Below are 19,452 nucleotides of genomic sequence, written 5' to 3' on the forward strand. Positions count from 1 at the left end.
TATTCTGCCTCTTCCCTAGTGGAAATGTTATAATGGAGTGAAGAAGGGTAGATGGTTTTGGAATGAGATAAGTCCAATTCATCAGCCTCAATGCCTTATAAGACTAATTATCGTATAAGAATGCGTTAGTGAAAAGGTAGGTAATCTTATGGAATTCAAAGTGAAAGATGGTCAAATCATCTATTATCGTGATCTCGGTAAAGGCTTTCCAATTGTTTTTTTGCATGGCAATAATTTGTCAGGGAATTACTTTGGTAAGCAAGGAATTCTGTATCGAGACTATCGTTTAATTTTCATTGATAGTCGTAATCACGGCAGGTCCAGTCGTCAGAGTGTTAAGATGACCTTTGAACAGATGGCTGCCGATTTGGAGGAAATTTTGCAATATTTGAATATCAAGAAGGCCTTATTTGTCGGTCATAGTGACGGTGCTAATTTGGCTATGGTTTATGCTAGTCGTTATCCTGACCGGATTGCAGGGCTCTTGCTTAATGCGGGAAATATGACCTTTAATGGGTTGACGAGACGCTCAAGATTCGGGGTCTATATACAATATCTTTGCTTAAAAGCCTTGTCACCATTTTCATCTAAAATGGATATCATGGCTCAGGTAACGGGTCTGATGCTTCATGACTTGCCATTAGATAGGGAACGTCTACATCAGGCTGCCTATCCTGTTTGGGTAGTTATGGGGCAAAGGGATGTTATCAGTATTAGGCATTCTAGAGAGATTTCAGAGCTCTTTCCGATTCATAAACTCTATGTCCAACGTCGAGAAGGACATCGTCTAGCTCAACGTAAATATAAGGTCTTTAATCAAATGATTCGTGAGCTTGTGAGAATTAGTCGAAAAGAGGTGGTGGCATGAAGCGTCTTTTAGAGAGACTTCAACCTTTAAAAGCGGCCGTTAAATCCATCTTCTTTATATCGATTACGGTTCTTGTCGTCATAGAATTGGTTCGTCTAAAACGGACTATCACTTTAGAGTCACTGGAGTCAGCTCTGTCCGGTTTGTCTATTTGGCATCTTGTTTTGATGGCTGTCATCGGACTAGTCGCTGTCTCCCCCATGCTCTTTTATGACATCATACTGAATAAGGAGCTAGAAACGGATTATTCCAAATCCTATATCTTAGAAACAAGTTGGGCTGTCAATACCATTAATAACTTGGCTGGTTTTGCTGGTTTGGTCGATGTGGGACTGCGATATTCCTTTTATTCTGAGGATGGGCAGGAAAAGACAGGTGTTAAGGCACTTTCTCGTTTATTGCCTTATTTTATGTCGGGCCTATCCCTTTTAAGTGGTTTGGTATTCGCTGTCTTTTGGTTCTTCCCTCTAAGTCCAGACTTAAGAAAATATTGGTTACTCTTATTGGGTATATTCCTTTATCTGCCTTTTATTTTCTTTGTTTCTAGTCGTGAAAAGTTAACCTATTTTGGTCAAGTACCGTTGAAAACGAGGCTAAGTCTTCTTTTAGCTTCGACAGCTGAATGGGGAACGGCCTTGGGGAGCTTTGTCAGTGTGGCTTATTTAATGGGCTTACATGTTCCACTTTATAATCTGGTTCCACTTTATTTCCTAGCGGTTATTATTGGTATCTTCTCTATGATTCCGGGTGGGATTGGTAGTTTCGATTTGATTGTGATTACCGGTCTGACCTCTATGGGGGTTAGCAATGCTCTTGCGGTTAGTCTGCTCTTGCTCTTTCGTTTAACCTACTACGTTATTCCCTTCTTGCTTGGTGTTGTCTTCTTTTTCAAACACATGGGAGGACGTATCAACGAGAAATACTTCAAACTTTCTTCACGAGTATTTGGTGGAAGTCTCCACCGCTTTCTCGTATATTTGCTACGTTTTTTAGGGATTTTCTTGATTTTGTCTGCCCTAATCCCTGAACGCTTGGCTAATGTCTACTTTATTAGCCGTTTTGATCCTATTCAGGAACAGTTGATTTGGCAATTCCCAAGTATCCTATTTGGTACCCTATTCATTTTCATGGCTCGTCTCATTAGACGTCGGGTTAAGGGTGCTTTTGTTGCCTCCTTGATAACCTTTGTCTTGGCCTTAATTTATGTCAATCTCAATGGTATTTCATGGGCCATGTCTTTCCTAATTTTACTCTCTTTGGTGCTTATGTTGATCATCAGAAAAAGGTTGTATCATCGTTACTTTGTTTATAGTTGGGAAGACAAAACCAAGGATTTTCTTTTCCTAGCCTTTACGATTCTGGTTCTTCTCGTTTTGGGTGGCAGTGGTTTTTGGTCTCATTTGTTGCCACCTAAGAACCGGGATGTTCTTGGACATTTTGTTCATATTTGGTTTGATATTTTACTGGCATCAGTTATCATTGCAACCATAGTTTGGGGAGTCTTGAGAATTTTGGCACCCCGCAGGCTTTTTGGTCAAAGCATGGATGATGAGCGCTTCACAGCTCTCCTTGAGAAATATGGAGGTGCATCAGAAAGTGCCCTGGCTTATTTACATGATAAACGCCTCTTTTGGTATCGTGTCGATGGACAAGACCAGGTAGTTTTCCAATTTGCACAAACCAGTAACAAGTGTGTGGTTATGGGAAATCCGATAGGTAATGAAAACTATTACCGAGCAGCTTGGGAATCTTTCTTGAAGACCTTATCGGATTGGAATTTACAAGCCTTGTTTTATGAGGCAGATGAGAGTATTACCCTGATGCTTCATGATTATGGCTTTGATTTTATGAAATTTGGGGAAAATGCCATGGTTGATTTGACGTCATTTTCTGTTGATGGTAAGCATGGTAAGAAGTTCCGTAAGCCAACCAATCGTGTCGAAAAAGCAGGTTTCCAGTTTAAGTTACTTGATCCTCCATTTTCAGAGACTCAGATGCAAGAAATGAAGGCTGTCTCAGATATTTGGCTTAACGGTCGTAAGGAGAAGGGCTTCTCTCTTGGTTTCTTTGATGTAGCCTATTTGCAGCAGGCACCGATTGCTATTGTTGAGAGTGAGGAGGGAGAAATTGTAGCCTTTGCCAATATCATGCCAACCAAAAACAAACGGGTGGCGACGATTGACCTTATGCGTTATGACTTTGAAAAGGCACCTGAAGGCATCATGGATTACCTCTTTGTGAAACTCTTCCAGTACTTCCAAGCAGAAGGAAAGCAGTACTTTGATATGGGAATGGCTCCACTCGCGAATGTGGGTACTGAAGAAGATAGTTTTTTGGAAGAGAAGGTTGCCAATTTGGTCTATGTCTTTGCGCAGCGTTTTTACTCTTTTAGTGGGCTCCAACGTTATAAGGAGAAGTTCTCTCCAATTTGGTCTCCCAAATACATTGTTTATCCTAAACGAACTTGGCTCTTGTTTGATATGATTGCCATTCTAAGGATTGATAATCGAAAAATTGAAGACAGATTGAAGAAAAGACGACTTTGGAAGTAAATATGACAAAAAAGTGAACCACAATGGTTCACTTTTTCTGTATAAGAGAATTATTTTTCAAATTCTGCTTTTGATTTAGTATCTGCGTATTCTTCAGCGACTTCGCTTGAAAGAATGTCATTGTAACTTGGCAATTTAATGTCTTGGCCATATTTGTTACGAAGGGCAGTAGTGACCAAACGGTAGGCCAGGTTGGCATTACGAGAAAGAATTGGTCCATGGAAGTAGCTACCATAAACATTTTTATAGTGGACACCCTCAGAACCGTCTTCCTTGTTATTACCATTACCGTAGGCCACTTTTCCAAGTGGTTTCTCATCATCAGAGAGGAAGGTACGCCCTTGGTGATTCTCAAAGCCATAGTATGTTTCATCGAACTCTTCGTTATGGATCTTGATGTCACCAATATAACGATTATTTTCTTGATTGAGGGTGTAGTGGCCCATAACACCGATACCATCAATGCGGACACCATTAGCCTGGATGTAATATTGACCAAGAAGTTGGAAACCACCACAGATGGCAAGAATTACTTTGTTATCTTGGATGAATTGACCAATAGCCTCACGCTTAGTTGGGAGGTCTTTAGCAACGATGGATTGTTCGTAGTCTTGACCACCTCCAAAGAAGACCATGTCGTAGTGGTCCTTGTCGAAGTCATCTCCAACTGAAACGATGTCAAAGGTCATCTTAGCACCAAGTTTTTCCCCCACGTATTTGATCATAAGGACATTACCGTTGTCACCGTAGGTATTGAGCAGATTACCATAAAGGTGGGCAACGTTTAGGTCGTAGGTGTAGTCACGATTTTCTGGAGATTTGAGTGAAGTATAGGTCATTAGTTCATCTCCTTTCCGACAGCATGACGTTGAGCAAGAATATCACGGAATTCAAGCATGGCAGTATAGGTCGCTAAGATATAGGCATGGTCACAATCTTGTTTTTCAATCAAGGCCATAATATCTTCAAGTTTTTCTGCTTGCGTAATCTTATCCTCTGGATAGCCAGTCACACGAAGACGGCGAGCAATTTCAGAATGGCGAACACCACCAGCATTAATCTCAGGGATATCCATCTCGAGAATGCTTTCAAAGTTGGCATCCCAAATCCAGCTGGTGTCAATACCATCAGCATAGTTAGCATTAAGAAGGACTGACAAGCTAAATGGATAATCTGCAAGTTTAATCATGTCAAGAGCTTGGCTGGCTCCTACGGGATTCTTAATTAGTACGAGAGTACATGATTTATCACCAATCTTAAAGGTTTCTTGGCGTCCAAAGACAGCACGACTCTTATCAAAACCAGCTTTGATTTGCTCTGGTGCCACTCCGAAGAATTCAGCGACAGAAACAGCAGCAAGGGCATTGTAGATGTTATAAAGACCACCGACATTAATCTTGTAATCTTGTCCATCAATAACAAATTCAGAAGTAGTGTTGGTGATTTTAGTCAACTCTGTCAGCTTATAATCTAATTCTGGACGGTGGAAGTCGCAGTTAAGGCACACATAGTCACCCAAGTTAGCGTAAGTATTAAGGCGATACTGAAGAATACTCTCACATTTAGGGCAGACAATGCCTTCAGTATTATAATGTGCCAGCTCTGGATCATGCTTTTCAGTGTCAAAACCGTAGAATCGCACGGGATTGACTACTTCTTTAGAATTGAAAAGAGGACTGTCTCCATTAGCCAAAATAGTAGCCTCAGGCGCCTTAGCAGCACCATCTAAAATCATCTGATAAGTAGTATAGATTTCACCATAGCGGTCCATTTGGTCACGGAAAATATTTGTGAAAACAAAAAGACTTGGAGTGATGTACTCAGTGATTTTTGGAAGGCTGGCCTCGTCAATTTCCAAGACAGCGATTTTCTTACCAGACTTGGCTTTTTTAGCTGTTAGGAAAGTAGAAGTGATCCCTGTGATCATGTTGGCCCCACTAGGATTGGTCACAATCTCCCCAAAAGCTTCTTTAAGAATACCTACTGTCAAAGCTGTTGTAAGAGTCTTACCGTTGGTTCCAGTGACAACGACAATTTCGTAGTCCTTGGCTAAAGTGTCTAAAATATCTTTGTCAAATTTAAGGGCAATTTTTCCAGGCAGGGTTGAACCACGTCCCAATTTTGAAAGGACGAAATGGCTAGCTTTACCCGCCAGAATTCCCATGGTAGTTTTCATAGTCATGAATTTATTTTATCACAAAAAGTAGTGATTGTAGTCTCAAAATAGTTAGAATTCGTGGTATAATAGAAACTGTTTAAAAATTAAAAGAAAGTGTGATATGTATGGGAATACTTTCGTCCATTGATATTGATTTTTGGCGGTCACTCTTTGATAGTCCGCTGAAAGTTATCGTCAATAGTTTGGACATATTGATTGTTGCTTTTTTAATTTATCGCTTTATTAGGGCCTTACGAGGAACAAAAATTATGACCCTTGTTCAAGGGGTTGTCTTATTTATTTTAGTCAAACTGATTTCTGATTTTATAGGCTTCACGACGATTTCTTATTTGATGAATCAGGTCATCAACTATGGAGCCATTGCGGCGGTTGTGATCTTTGCGCCAGAGCTTCGTTCTGCTCTTGAAACCTTTGGACGTACGCCTCAGCATTTTTTGCAAAATAAAGAGGTTAGTTCAGATGAGAAGTTGGTTCAAGCCTACGTTAAAGCTGTTAAGTACATGAGTCCTCGTAAGATTGGGGCCTTGGTTTCTATTGAACAGACTCAGACCTTACAAGAGCAGATTGCGACTGGAATTCCACTTGATGCGGTGGTGACTGGGGAACTTTTAATTAATATTTTCATTCCAAATACACCGCTTCATGATGGGGCAGTTATCATCAGAGATAACAGAGTTGCGACGGCTTGTTCTTATCTGCCATTGACGGAATCTAATAAGATTTCCAAAGAATTTGGAACTAGGCATAGGGCTGCCATTGGTCTTTCAGAACAAACAGATGCGCTTACCTTTGTTGTGTCAGAGGAGACTGGTGCGATTTCCATTGCTTACAAGGGAAATTTCATCCATGATCTTTCTATTCAAGAATTTGAAGAAGAGTTGAGTCTTATCTTGTTGAAAGAACAAGAACCACGTCAGTCATTCTTCCAACGATGGATTGGAGGTAGCAAAAAATGAAGCGTTTCGTAAATTTCTTTAAAAACGATCGTTTATGGCAGATGCTAGTTGCTCTCTTCTTTGCTGTGGTACTCTTTTTCACGGCATGGTCGGGAAATACGCAAAATAAAAACAATAGCTCAAGTGCATCTAATACCTTTACACAAACCGTTGAGTCGGTTCCTGTGGATATTAAATATGATAGTGATAAGTACTTTATCAGTGGTTATTCCTATGATGCCGAAGTCTATTTGACAGCGACAACACAGCTGGCTTTAACGACTGAGACAAGTAGTGATACGCGTCACTTTAAATTAGTTGCTGATTTGTCGAATCTGGGTCAAGGAACCAGTCGAGTACCTATTCAGGTTAAGGATCTTCCAGCTGGAATGTCTGCGCAAGTATCGCCATCAACCTTGACGGCGACTATTGGTAAAAAAGCCAGCAAGACCTTTGACGTCGTAGCTAACATCACATCAGATAAGTTGGCAAATGGCTATGAAGTTAAAAAAGTTAGCCTGGATGCAACCAAGGTAGAGGTGACTTCGAGTGAAGATATCATTAACCAGATTGATCATGTTCAAGCAGTATTGGAAGGCGATTCCAACCTGTCTGAAGATTATGATGGGAACTTGGTCCTTCAAGCAGTTTCGACCAATGGAACAGTCCTAGCAAGTTCAATCTCACCAGCTAAGGTGCATGCCAAGATTAGTTTGCGAAAATTAAGCAAATCTGTTCCTGTCAAGGTCGAACTGACTGGAGATAAGGCTAGCAATGTGTCTAGTATCAGCTATAGCTTTGATCGTGGGCATGTGACTATCGTTGGTAGCCAAGAAGCTATGGATAAGATTGATAGCATCACAGTCCCAGTCGACATTAGTCAAGTGACTAAGGACACTTCAAAAACCATAGACCTTAAGGCAGAAGGTGTTACGGTTCAGCCTGGCACTGTTAAGGTTAACTTAAAAGTTACGCAAAAATAGGGGAGTTACATTTTTCCTAAATTCATGTATAATGGATGGGATTGAGAGGGACTAATCTCATAAAAATGTAACCAATTAAAAATGTTTAAAATCAAGGGTTGAAAATATTGGCGAAATCTTATAAAGTTAGATTGTCTAGATAGATTTCACTAGATTGACTCTTGCTAAACAGCATCACAGTTTAAGGAGGATTTAGTGCTCAAGCACTAATAATAAAATTATGGGTAAATATTTTGGAACAGACGGTGTTCGTGGAGAAGCAAACGTTGAACTTACGCCTGAATTGGCCTTTAAATTAGGTCGTTTTGGTGGTTATGTGCTTAGCCAACATGAGACTGGCCGTCCTAAAGTTTTTGTGGCACGTGATACACGTATCTCTGGTGAGATGTTGGAATCTGCCTTAGTAGCAGGTTTGCTCTCAGTGGGTATTGAAGTCTACAAACTTGGAGTGCTTGCGACACCTGGCGTCTCATACTTGGTCCGTACAGAAAATGCAAGCGCTGGTGTTATGATTTCAGCCAGCCATAATCCAGCTCTTGATAATGGTATCAAGTTCTTTGGTGGCGATGGTTTTAAATTGGATGATGCGCGTGAAGCGGAAATTGAAGCCCTTCTCGATGCTACAGAAGATATGCTTCCACGTCCTTCGGCTGAAGGACTTGGAACACTTGTGGATTATCCAGAGGGTCTTCGTAAATACGAAAAATTCTTGGTGGCTACAGGTGTTGACCTCGGTGGCATGAAAGTTGCCTTGGATGCGGCTAATGGAGCAGCTGCGGTATCTGCACGTAACATTTTCCTTGACTTGAACGCAGAAATCTCTGTTATTGGTGACCAACCTGATGGCCTTAACATCAATGCTGGTGTTGGTTCGACACACCCAGAGCAGTTGCAAGCCTTGGTTAAAGAAACTGGCTCAGCTATTGGTCTTGCTTTTGATGGTGACAGTGACCGTCTCATCGCTGTTGATGAAAATGGCGATATTGTTGATGGTGATAAGGTGATGTATATCATTGGTAAACATTTGTCTCAAAAAGGCGAGTTGACTAAAAATACTATTGTAACAACAGTTATGTCAAACCTTGGTTTCCACAAGGCACTTGACCGTGAAGGCATTAACAAGGCAGTGACTGCTGTTGGTGACCGTTATGTTGTCGAAGAAATGCGTAAAAACGGCTATAACCTTGGTGGTGAACAGTCTGGACACGTTATTATCATGGATTACAACACAACTGGTGATGGTCAATTGACAGCTATCCAATTGACTAAAGTCATGGTTGAAACAGGTAAGAGCTTGTCTGAATTGGCTTCAGAAGTGACCATCTATCCACAAAAATTGGTTAATATCCGTGTGGAAAATAGCATGAAAGATAAGGCTATGGAAGTTCCTGCAATTGCATCTATCATTGAAAAAATGGAAGCTGAGATGGCTGGAAATGGACGTATCTTGGTTCGTCCAAGTGGTACTGAACCTCTTCTTCGTGTTATGGCAGAAGCACCAACAGATGATGAAGTGAACTACTATGTTGATACGATTGCCGATGTTGTTCGTGCAGAAATTGGATTGGACTAAGTATGATAGCTAAGCTCAGAGCCTTCATGGCCACCGAAGTTTTCAAGTACCTGTTCTTTGGTGTCTTGGCAACTTTGGTTTATATGGTCAGTCGTACTTTGATTTTCCAGTTTACCCAACAAGGAACACTTTCAGCAGTCTTAGCGAATGCGATTGCCATTATCTTTGCCTTTTTTACAAATGACATGTTTGTCTTTAATCAGGAAAAGACAGGTATGGTTACGCGCTTTGTTAAGTTCGTGGGTGCTCGCCTATTGACCTTGGTCTTGGATTTGGCTCTGGCCTATTTCTTGGTCGATACCTATCCAGAAATTATTGGTCAATTTGTTGGTCATAGTCATGCTTGGGTAAACGGTATCGAGAGCCTCTTCTCTCAGGTCCTTATCATTGTATTGAACTATATTATTTCTAAATTCTTCGTCTTTACAGGCGAGAAAGTATAAGCAAAAAGGAAGTTGTTAGGAAATGTGTTAAAAGCATTTCTTACCAATCTCCTTTTTTGATATAATTGAAGAGACTTAAAAAATAGAAAGATGAAATATGTACGTACAATTATCTCAACGCCTCAAGGACGTAGCAACCTATGTTCCCAAAGGCGCAAAACTCTTGGATGTAGGCAGTGATCATGCCTATCTTCCGATTTATTTACTTGAAAAAGGCCTGATTACTTCAGCTATTGCTGGTGAAGTTGTAAAAGGGCCCTATGAATCTGCTCTTGCTAATGTCTCAGCTTCTGGTTTCCAAGATAAAATCGAGGTGCGCTTGGCTAATGGCTTGGCTGCCTTCGAACCTGCTGATGACGTAACCACTATCACGATTTGTGGTATGGGAGGACGTCTTATTGCGGATATCCTTGATGCTGGAAAGGACAAACTTAAGGGCGTAGACCGTCTGATTTTACAACCAAATAATCGTGAAGATGATCTCCGTATCTGGTTGATGGAAAATGGTTTTGAGATTATTGCAGAGTCTATCATGACTGAAAATGGCAAATACTACGAAATCATGGTGGCAGAAGCTGGACACATGAGCCTTTCGGACAAGGAAGTGCGTTTTGGTCCTCATCTCATGAAAGACCAATCTCAGGTTTTCCAGCTCAAATGGCAACGTGAAATCAATAAATTAGAGATTGCTTTAGGATCCATTCCACTGACCAATCAGGCTGATCGTACAGCTATTGAAGATAAAATTCAAACCATTAAGGAGGTTTTGGACCATGTTAGCTAGTGAACTTATTAAGACTTATGAAGAATTTTGTCCACAGGAGCTTTCTATGGAAGGTGATGTGGTTGGCTTGCAGATTGGCAGTCTGGATATGGAGATTCAGAGGGTTATGGTCACCTTGGATGTTCGTGAGAATACGGTAGCCGAAGCCATTGAAAAAAATGTGGACCTCATTATTGCTAAACATGCTCCAATTTTTCGTCCAGTTAAGGATTTGGTGTCTTCGCCTGACCGAGATATTTTACTTGACCTGGTTAAGCATGATATTGCAGTCTATGTGAGTCATACTAATATTGATGTCGTTAATGATGGGCTTAATGATTGGTTCTGTGACTTACTTGATATTAAAGACACCACTTATTTAACGCAGACTTCTGAAAATTATGGAATCGGTCGAGTAGGTGATATCGTGCCTCAGACTATTGAAGAACTTGCTCTTAAAGTCAAGTCTGTTTTTGGCTTAGATAGTGTTCGCTTGGTTCGTTATAATCATGACAATCCTCTAGTTAGCCGTGTGGCTATTTGTGGGGGTAGCGGTCAAGGATTTTACCAGGATGCTTTGAAAAAGGGCGCACAAGTTTTCATCACTGGTGATGTTTACTACCATACAGGACAGGAAATGATTACTAATGGTCTCTTGGGAATTGATCCTGGGCACCATATCGAAGCCCTTTTTATCTCAAAGATTGCTGAGAAACTTGAGTCTTGGAAACTTGAGCATGATTGGAATGTGACGATACTTGAAAGTCAGTCCTCAACCAATCCTTTTGACCATTTGTAGGAGGATGTGTCTGTGACTTGGCTTTTACATCAAAATGTGATCTTTTTGGCCTTGCTTGCTGGTCTTTTTACTTGGGGCTGTACCATTGTCGGATCGGCCATTGTTTTCTTCTTCAAGAATATTAGCCGTAAATTGCTAGATATCATGATGGGCTTTGCGGCAGGTGTCATGATTGCGGCCTCTTTTTGGTCGCTTTTGGACCCTTCTTTAACTTATGCGACTCAAAATGGTTATGGGAAGTGGTCATGGTTCCCTGCGGCAGCTGGTTTCTTGCTTGGAGGTGTTGCCCTTCGTTTGATTGATGCCGTCGTTCCCCATTTGCATTTGGGGAATGACATCTCTAAAGCAGAAGGTATTCAACCTCGTAAGAAAAAGTTGTCCAAGACAGCCTTGCTCTTTTTGGCTATCACCATTCGTAATTTTCCAGAGGGATTAGCAGTCGGTGTGACTTTCGGAGCCTTGGCTGGTGGCAATATGACATTCGCGGGTCTTATGGGAGCCATTGGTCTAGCTATAGGTATTGGTTTGCAGAATGTCCCTGAAGGTGCAGCCCTCTCAGTTCCTATTCGAGCAGATGGAAAATCTCGTATCAAGGCCTTTTATTGGGGATCTATGTCAGCCATCGTGGAGCCTATAGGGGCTGTTATGGGAGCTGCCCTTGTCATGTTGATGATGGCAATCATTCCTTATGCTTTGGCCTTTGCGGCTGGTGCCATGATTTTTGTGGTAACGGAGGAATTGATTCCTGAATCACAAACCAATGGTAATACTGACGTAGCAACATTGGGACTCATGGTTGGCTTTGTCGTCATGATGGTCATGGACGTGGCCTTGGGGTAAAAGAATAATAAAAAGCTGTGCCTATTGATATAGGACTCAGCTCTTTTCAAATAGATGGAGTAAAAAATGAAAATTGCAATCGTTGGTGCAGGTATCGTCGGTTCAACGGCTGCCTACTACTTATCAAAAGAAAAAGGCGTAGAAGTTACAGTATTTGATCATGGTCTTGGACAAGCAACCAAGGCAGCAGCAGGGATTATCAGCCCCTGGTTTTCCAAGCGTCGTAATAAGGCCTGGTATCGCATGGCCCGTTTGGGAGCCGATTTTTACCAAGATTTAGTTTCAGATCTTGAAAATGATGGTTACGACACGAGCTTCTATGATCAGTCTGGTGTAGCCCTTCTCAAGAAAGATGACAGTAAGTTGGACGGTTTGTATCAGCATGCAGAAACTAGGCTAGAAGAATCACCCATTATTGGTGAACTCTCTATAAAAAATGCTGCCGACCTCCCTGAATTTACTGGATTTGACCGTTATCTATATGCTTCTGGAGGTGCCAGAGTGGAGGGAGCAGAATTGACAGCTACTTTGATTGAGGCCTCTGATTTTGTAAAGGTGGAGGGACCAGTTACACTCTCTCCTCTTGACAATGGCACTTACGAGATTAATGCTCAAACTTTTGATAAGGTCATTCTCGCTTGTGGTGCCTGGCTAGGTCAAACGCTTGAACCCCTTGGTTTTGAAGTAGATGTTCGCCCCCAAAAGGGGCAATTGCGTGACTATTTCTTTGAGGGCATGGATACTGCTAAATTACCTGTTCTGATGCCGGAGGGCGAATTAGATGTCATTCCTTTTGCTGGTGGAAAGATTTCGGTAGGAGCCAGCCACGAAAATGACCAAGGCTTTGATTTGACAGTTGATGAGACTGTACTTGCAAGTCTGGAGGAAGAGGCTAAGACCTATTTCCCTGACTTAAGTACGGCTAAGTCCTTCTCAGAACGTGTGGGAACGAGAGCCTACACGAGTGATTTCTCTCCTTTCTTTGGAGAAGTTCCAGAGCTTGAGAGTGTCTTTGTTGCTTCTGGTTTAGGATCTTCAGGGCTCACGACAGGGCCACTGATTGGAAAAAATCTGGTTGATTTGGCCATGAATCGACCTGGTAGCTTGGATAGTGCGGACTATCCAGTGGCTCAGTACATTGAGAAAAAAGACTAATAGTATTAAAGTTCTTCTAGATATTTAGACTCAAGAATCAGCTGGCTATTTCTCGCTATTGAGGGATGTTGGCTGATTCTTTTTTTATTAGAGTTATCTACATCTATTTCTTATTTGATTAGAAAATGATAAAATAGTAACTGTTCATCGATTGTAGGTGAATACTAATAAAAAATGGGGAGGGACTATGTTCCAAAAAGTTAAAGTATATCTGACAGTCTTTGTTTCCTTGTTAGCCATAAGTTTAGGCTTGTCTGTCAAAGCAGGGGCAGCAGAAGACTTGGCTGTGACAAAGACAAGAATTGTCCTAGAGAGTTATGAGTTTGGTCCTGCTGTAACCAAAGTCATTTTTGAATTTAATCAGAAGGTCACTCCAGAGGTTGTCCACAGCTCAACCCAGGTTACAACAGCAGGAGTTAGTCGTCAGGTGACGAATTCTTATGTGTCCGACAATCAGGGGCATGTGGTCTATTATGATAACAGCAAGTACGTGACGCTTGAATTGAGCCTACCTTCTTATAATCGCTACAACATGGGTGGAAATGCTGAACCTATGTATTTTAACCTTTCTACTTGGACTAACCAATGGCTGGAAAGTTATATGGTATCAATGAAAGATTTGTCAGTAGTGGCAGAAGGTAGTAGTCAGTCGCAAATGGTGTCTTCTGAGCAAGATGCCATCAATAATCGTTTGATGCCAACAACGGAGGTTTTCGATGAGCGAGGGCAGGTAGGTAACATGCAGTATGCGGCTTATAGTGCCCAGACCGGTACGGGAAATAGCACCAAACCTTTGATAGTCTGGCTACACGGCATTGGTGAAAGAGGGACAGATATGAATATTCCCCTTCTTTCAAATGACGTCTATGCGCTTACTCAGTCTGATATTCAAGGCCATTTCTTAACAACTGGTGATCAGGCGCGTGGGGTCAATGTGCTTGCTGTTCAAACGCAGACACCTTGGGGGTCGGATAATGCAGCACAACTCAAAGAGACCATTGATACATACCTAGCTAATCACCCAGAGGTAGATAAGGGACGAATTTATCTTGCAGGGGTTTCCAATGGTGGTGGTATGGTCTTGACCATGGGAGCAACCTATCCAGATTATTTTGCAGCTCTCATTCCAATTGCTGCTCCCTTAACTGTTGACCAATCTGGGATTGATAAACTGAAGGACCAGCCTATGTGGTTGATTCACACGAAAGCAGACGCAACAGTTCAACCAGAAAATAGTGTCTTGCCTCTATACAAGAGTTTGATTACCTCTGGAGCTTCTAACAAATGGTTTTCATACTTTGAAACAGCTACCGGGACTGATCTTCCTGGTACAGAGTATGATGGGCATTGGGCTTGGATTTATTTCTTCCATGACCAGGTGATTGGCGTTCAGCATCCTGAAAATACGAAAAATTGGGATGGTTATAGTGGTATGGTAGCCACTGACCCAACCTATGGCGGTGGCTCTCGAGCTAGTGTCAATGGGCAAACCTATAACAGTATCTTTGACTGGATGAGTGCACAAAGGCACTGAAGAAGATGATGATTACGCTTTCTAAGGAAAGTGCTACAAGAGGTTATCTTCAATCTAAAAGGGTTTCAATCGAAATCCTTTTTTCATTGGATTAAGAAAATGGACACTTGTGATTTTCTTAATGAAAGCTTAAGAACATAGGGTTTACCGTGACAAGAGGGCTGAAAAATGCTAAAATATAGGTAATATATTAGAGAAAAAAGGAGCCTTCTTATGAAAGGTATTATTCTTGCAGGCGGTTCAGGGACGCGTTTGTATCCATTGACTCGTGCTGCATCAAAACAACTGATGCCGATTTACGATAAACCAATGATTTATTACCCACTATCAACGCTTATGTTGGCTGGTATTAAGGAAATCCTCATCATCTCAACACCACAGGACCTTCCACGTTTTGAAGAGCTCCTTGGTGATGGTTCTGAGTTCGGTATTTCCCTTTCTTACGCAGTACAACCAAGTCCAGATGGATTGGCTCAAGCCTTTATCATTGGTGAAGACTTCATTGGTGATGATAGTGTTGCCCTTGTTCTTGGGGACAATATTTTCCATGGCAATGGTCTTTCTGCTATGCTTCAACGTGCCGAAGCTAAGGAAAAAGGAGCTACAGTCTTTGGTTATCAAGTTAAGGATCCAGAACGTTTTGGTGTTGTTGAATTTGACGACAATATGAATGCCATCTCAATCGAGGAAAAACCTGAGCATCCAAAATCAAACTTTGCTGTAACTGGTCTTTATTTCTATGACAATGATGTTGTGGAAATTGCCAAAAATATCAAGCCAAGTCCTCGTGGCGAACTTGAAATCACGGATGTTAACAAGGCTTACTTAGAACGTGGTGACCTCTCTGTTGAACTTATGGGACGTGGCTTTGCTTGGTTGGATACAGGCACTCACGAAAGTCTCTTGCAAGCTGCTCAGTACATTGAAACAGTTCAACGTTTGCAAAATGTTCAAGTGGCTAACCTTGAGGAAATTGCCTATCGCATGGGCTACATTACTAAAGAGCAGGTCCTCGAATTGGCACAACCACTTAAGAAGAATGAATACGGGCAATATTTGCTCCGTTTGATTGGAGAAGCATAATGACTGAACAATTTTTTGGTAAAGAATTAGCTGCACGTAAGATTGAAGCCATCCCAGGTTTACTTGAATTTGATATTCCAGTACATGGAGATAACCGTGGATGGTTCAAGGAAAACTTCCAAAAGGAAAAAATGTTGCCGCTTGGTTTTCCAGAATCATTCTTTGCAGAAGGAAAATTGCAAAACAATGTTTCTTTCTCACGAAAAAATGTTTTACGTGGTTTGCACGCTGAGCCTTGGGATAAATACATCTCAGTAGCAGATGAAGGAAAGGTTCTTGGAACATGGGTTGACCTTCGTGAAGGCGAAACGTTTGGAAATACTTACCAAACAGTCATTGATGCCTCAAAAGGAATCTTCGTTCCTCGTGGTGTTGCCAATGGTTTCCAAGTTTTATCTGACAAAGTATCCTACAGCTACCTTGTGAACGACTACTGGGCACTTGAACTCAAACCAAAATACGCCTTTGTCAACTACGCTGACCCAAGCCTTGATATCAAGTGGGAAAACTTGGAAGAAGCAGAAGTCTCAGAAGCAGATAAAAATCACCCATTGCTCAAAGACGTAAAACCCCTAAAAGCAGAAGATTTGTAAAAATGAACCTTGCATAGCAGTATCGCGACTGCAAGGAGCGTTATAAGATTGTTCCTGCCCTAGTGAAAACAAGATTACCTCAGGGAATCTTGTAGGAAAATCCGGAGACTTAGACTCCGGATTTAGCCATGAAACCGAAGGGTTGCTGGCGTCCCTCACTAGCTAAAGGAACAATCAAAACTAAAAACTATTTGGAGAAAAAATGACTGAATACAAAAACATCATCGTAACCGGTGGCGCAGGTTTCATCGGATCAAACTTCGTACACTATGTCTACAACAATCATCCAGACGTGCATGTGACTGTCCTTGACAAGCTCACTTACGCTGGTAACCGTGCTAACATTGAAGAAATCCTTGGTGACCGTGTTGAATTGGTTGTTGGTGATATTGCTGACGCTGAATTGGTTGATAAATTGGCTGCTAAGGCTGATGCTATCGTTCACTACGCGGCTGAAAGTCACAATGATAATTCATTGAACGACCCATCACCATTTATCCACACAAACTTTATTGGTACATACACACTTTTGGAAGCTGCTCGTAAATATGATATTCGTTTCCACCACGTGTCAACAGACGAAGTGTATGGTGACCTTCCATTGCGTGAAGATCTCCCTGGACATGGTGAAGGTCCTGGTGAAAAATTCACAGCAGAAACCAAATACAACCCATCATCACCTTATTCATCAACTAAGGCTGCTTCAGACCTTATCGTTAAAGCATGGGTGCGTTCATTTGGTGTTAAGGCAACTATTTCAAACTGCTCAAACAACTATGGACCATACCAACACATCGAAAAATTCATTCCACGTCAAATTACCAATATCTTGTCAGGTATTAAACCAAAACTTTATGGTGAAGGTAAAAACGTCCGTGACTGGATTCACACTAACGACCATTCAACTGGTGTTTGGGCTATCCTCACTAAAGGTCGTATCGGTGAAACTTACTTGATTGGTGCTGATGGTGAAAAGAATAACAAGGAAGTGCTTGAGCTTATCCTTGAAAAAATGGGTCAACCAAAAGACGCATACGACCGTGTTACAGACCGTGCTGGTCACGATTTGCGTTACGCTATTGATTCAACAAAATTGCGTGAAGAACTTGGTTGGGAACCACAATTCACAAACTTCGAATCAGGTTTGGAAGAAACGATTAAGTGGTATACAGATCACCAAGATTGGTGGAAAGCTGAAAAAGACGCTGTTGAAGCTAACTACGCTAAGACACAAGAAGTGCTTAAATAATTGGAAAGTCTATCACTTTAAAGTTAGTGATAGATTTTTGTATTAAGAACTGTTAGGAGAAATGATGGATAGAACAGAATGGATTGAGTATTTTGAAGCGATTAATAATCGTAAGCCCACTATTCAGGAGTGTCAGCAGGCCCTTCTAAATGGTGAATTTGTTATGGAAGGAAAACAAGTTAATTTTTCCAACAATGGAAATTCCGTGACTGCAGGAGCCATGCCTTTACCAAATCAAATAGTTAACCAACCTTATGCACAGCAAATGGTCTTTGTTAAGAAGAAAAAGTTTGGGAAGAAGACTTTTATTGGTCTTGGTATTGCTTTATTTCTTGTCCTAGCAACAAGTCTTGGAGTCTTTTTGTTTTCTTCCAAAGGAACAAACTTGGGTGGTTTGTGGGTAAATGGTAACAATACCGCTCTTGTTTATGAGTTAAATGGAAAGAAGTCAAACCTCCTTGCTGGCTATAAGAAAGAAGAAATCAAAGAAATCTCTATTGGTAATAAAGTTAGACAGAAGTTTGAATTAAGTTTGGAAGACGTCAGTGATTCAAAACTAAAAACGATTGCTGATTTTGACAAGAAATATCAATTACAGACCAAAGAGATTATCCTGGTAAAGACGGAAGGTTTTGGCTACTATAATCTGATTCAGAAAGATGGGACAAACTTTGTTCTAGATTTAACCTTGTCAGACCTCTACTATGGATCAAAAACCAATGATTTAAAAAAGAGATGTCTTTTTTATAAGGCGGAGGTTCCAAAAGCCTTTGTTGGTAATTGGAAGAAATTTGATGAGGATGATGACGCCGAAGGAAAAGCTACTATCTCTGAAAATGGTGTTATTTCTACAGATTCTGATGATACAGATATCTTAATTGCTAAACCTTTAAAAGAATATCTGGTGAACAAATCAGGTAAAGTAGATAATGATAAGGTGCAGAAAGCATTTGATAAAATACAGAAGTCTCTTAAGTCACATGGTTATCAGGCTAAGAGTGTTAATGATATCTACCACGATGAGAGAAGTTCCTACTATTTTGCAGTTGTAGATGGTGGCAAGCGCATTGTTATCTTAGAGGATAGCTATGGAGATCTCTATTCAGGTTATATCGAAAGAGAAGACAAATAGTAATTAGGATACCTCTAGCAGATAAGAAGTGCTTAGATCATATCCCAAAGTCTATCATTCCTCAAGGAGTGATGGGCTTTTTTTTACTAGTGAATACGATATTAACTTATAACAGTGACACAATTAATTACATAAATATTACAAAATTACACAATTTACTTGATTTTTGTAACAAAATAGATATAATAGACATATAGAAAAGAGGTTTATGAAAATGAAAAGAAAAGTTATTCGTGTTTGTTCCCTTGTTTTGTTGTCTGTAGCTGTTTCAACAGCATTTGTTGGATGTGGCTCTAAGTCAGAACAAGACACTGCATCATCATCTACAACGTCAACTTCTAAAGTTGTGAAGTCATCAGCAAAAACAAAAACTTCTGAAAAGAAGTCTGCTAAAAAGGCCAAGACAGAGGATTCAGCTTCAAAGGATTCTCAAGGTCAAGAAGAAGTGAGTGCTCCTGAAGCTAGCTCTTCAAAAAATCAAGCCACAGCAGGAACTGATGCTCAAGGAGGAACAAGTAGTAGTGCTGCATCTGAATCAAACAAGTCTAGTCAAGCAACAACTAATACTCAAAGTGATGCTCCTGTTCCAGCAGCATTAGTGGGAACTTGGACTGGTATGAGTCCTCAAGCAACAGACATTAGTTTTACAGTTGATGCTGATGGCAACATTACTTCAAAGGCAAATTTCAATGTCGATTACGAACCCTATCGTCAAAGCTCAACAACTGCAAAAGCTGTTCAAATTTCTGGTAATCTCTACGTTTGGGAGGG

At 41.0% G+C, this 19,452-nt stretch carries 18 protein-coding genes; 16 read left to right on the plus strand and 2 right to left on the minus strand.

Translation table 11 applies throughout. From position 1 onward, the window contains the following. Positions 1 to 148 precede the first annotated feature (148 nt). Positions 149 to 868 (plus strand): alpha/beta fold hydrolase, encoded by a 720-nt coding sequence (locus HMPREF2867_RS00665; RefSeq protein WP_070574989.1) that lies wholly within the window; start codon positions 149 to 151, stop codon positions 866 to 868. Next, the gene (mprF, locus tag HMPREF2867_RS00670) at positions 865 to 3,420 is read left to right on the plus strand and encodes a bifunctional lysylphosphatidylglycerol flippase/synthetase MprF (RefSeq protein ID WP_070574992.1); all 2,556 of its coding nucleotides are present in this window, start codon (positions 865 to 867) and stop codon (positions 3,418 to 3,420) included. Before HMPREF2867_RS00665 ends, mprF begins: the two co-directional genes overlap by 4 nt. A gap of 50 nt (positions 3,421 to 3,470) precedes the next feature. Here mprF and gatD read toward each other — a convergent pair whose 3' ends face one another. Together gatD and murT are read right to left on the minus strand one after the other, a co-directional pair. Beyond that, positions 3,471 to 4,259, minus strand: coding sequence for a lipid II isoglutaminyl synthase subunit GatD (gene gatD, locus HMPREF2867_RS00675; RefSeq protein WP_070574994.1), 789 nt, complete (start codon positions 4,257 to 4,259; stop codon positions 3,471 to 3,473). Continuing rightward, positions 4,259 to 5,602, minus strand: a complete 1,344-nt coding sequence (gene murT / locus HMPREF2867_RS00680) for a lipid II isoglutaminyl synthase subunit MurT (protein ID WP_013990772.1) — start codon at positions 5,600 to 5,602, stop codon at positions 4,259 to 4,261. Before murT ends, gatD begins: the two co-directional genes overlap by 1 nt. Before the next feature lie 101 nt (positions 5,603 to 5,703). Between murT and cdaA the strand changes: the two genes are divergently transcribed. The 14 genes from cdaA to HMPREF2867_RS00750 form a co-directional block, all read left to right on the plus strand. Beyond that, positions 5,704 to 6,555, plus strand: coding sequence for a diadenylate cyclase CdaA (gene cdaA / locus HMPREF2867_RS00685; RefSeq protein WP_070574997.1), 852 nt, complete (start codon positions 5,704 to 5,706; stop codon positions 6,553 to 6,555). Next, on the plus strand, positions 6,552 to 7,517 hold the full coding sequence (locus HMPREF2867_RS00690; RefSeq protein ID WP_070575000.1) for a CdaR family protein: 966 nt from the start codon (positions 6,552 to 6,554) through the stop codon (positions 7,515 to 7,517). Before cdaA ends, HMPREF2867_RS00690 begins: the two co-directional genes overlap by 4 nt. Positions 7,518 to 7,737: 220 nt before the next feature. Further along, entirely contained in the window at positions 7,738 to 9,090 is a 1,353-nt protein-coding gene (gene glmM / locus HMPREF2867_RS00695; RefSeq protein WP_070575003.1) for a phosphoglucosamine mutase, read from the plus strand. 2 nt (positions 9,091 to 9,092) lie between these two features. Beyond that, on the plus strand, positions 9,093 to 9,533 hold the full coding sequence (locus HMPREF2867_RS00700; protein WP_013990768.1) for a GtrA family protein: 441 nt from the start codon (positions 9,093 to 9,095) through the stop codon (positions 9,531 to 9,533). Between the two features lie 97 nt (positions 9,534 to 9,630). Continuing rightward, entirely contained in the window at positions 9,631 to 10,317 is a 687-nt protein-coding gene (locus HMPREF2867_RS00705; RefSeq protein WP_070575006.1) for a tRNA (adenine(22)-N(1))-methyltransferase, read from the plus strand. Continuing rightward, complete coding sequence (locus HMPREF2867_RS00710; RefSeq protein ID WP_070575008.1) at positions 10,307 to 11,095, plus strand: Nif3-like dinuclear metal center hexameric protein; 789 nt, start codon at positions 10,307 to 10,309, stop codon at positions 11,093 to 11,095. Before HMPREF2867_RS00705 ends, HMPREF2867_RS00710 begins: the two co-directional genes overlap by 11 nt. A 12-nt stretch (positions 11,096 to 11,107) precedes the next feature. Beyond that, positions 11,108 to 11,935 (plus strand): ZIP family metal transporter, encoded by an 828-nt coding sequence (locus tag HMPREF2867_RS00715; RefSeq protein WP_070575011.1) that lies wholly within the window; start codon positions 11,108 to 11,110, stop codon positions 11,933 to 11,935. A gap of 66 nt (positions 11,936 to 12,001) precedes the next feature. Then, positions 12,002 to 13,090 carry an NAD(P)/FAD-dependent oxidoreductase gene (locus HMPREF2867_RS00720; RefSeq protein WP_070575014.1) on the plus strand — a complete coding sequence of 363 codons (1,089 nt, stop codon included), beginning with the start codon at positions 12,002 to 12,004 and terminating at the stop codon, positions 13,088 to 13,090. Positions 13,091 to 13,277: 187 nt separating this feature from the next. After that, complete coding sequence (locus tag HMPREF2867_RS00725; RefSeq protein ID WP_070575017.1) at positions 13,278 to 14,624, plus strand: acyl-CoA thioester hydrolase/BAAT C-terminal domain-containing protein; 1,347 nt, start codon at positions 13,278 to 13,280, stop codon at positions 14,622 to 14,624. A gap of 213 nt (positions 14,625 to 14,837) precedes the next feature. Continuing rightward, on the plus strand, positions 14,838 to 15,707 hold the full coding sequence (gene rfbA / locus HMPREF2867_RS00730; RefSeq protein WP_002883992.1) for a glucose-1-phosphate thymidylyltransferase RfbA: 870 nt from the start codon (positions 14,838 to 14,840) through the stop codon (positions 15,705 to 15,707). After that, the gene (locus HMPREF2867_RS00735) at positions 15,707 to 16,300 is read left to right on the plus strand and encodes a dTDP-4-dehydrorhamnose 3,5-epimerase family protein (protein ID WP_037600997.1); all 594 of its coding nucleotides are present in this window, start codon (positions 15,707 to 15,709) and stop codon (positions 16,298 to 16,300) included. Before rfbA ends, HMPREF2867_RS00735 begins: the two co-directional genes overlap by 1 nt. A 202-nt stretch (positions 16,301 to 16,502) precedes the next feature. After that, positions 16,503 to 17,549, plus strand: a complete 1,047-nt coding sequence (gene rfbB, locus HMPREF2867_RS00740; RefSeq protein ID WP_060971457.1) for a dTDP-glucose 4,6-dehydratase — start codon at positions 16,503 to 16,505, stop codon at positions 17,547 to 17,549. 64 nt (positions 17,550 to 17,613) lie between these two features. Continuing rightward, positions 17,614 to 18,681, plus strand: a complete 1,068-nt coding sequence (locus HMPREF2867_RS00745; RefSeq protein ID WP_070575020.1) for a hypothetical protein — start codon at positions 17,614 to 17,616, stop codon at positions 18,679 to 18,681. A 208-nt stretch (positions 18,682 to 18,889) separates the two neighbouring features. Beyond that, positions 18,890 to 19,452: hypothetical protein (locus HMPREF2867_RS00750; RefSeq protein WP_371106463.1), on the plus strand; the 563-nt coding region annotated here is incomplete at its 3' end.

The sequence above is a fragment of the Streptococcus sp. HMSC064H09 genome (assembly GCF_001812625.1).
Taxonomy (GTDB): domain Bacteria; phylum Bacillota; class Bacilli; order Lactobacillales; family Streptococcaceae; genus Streptococcus.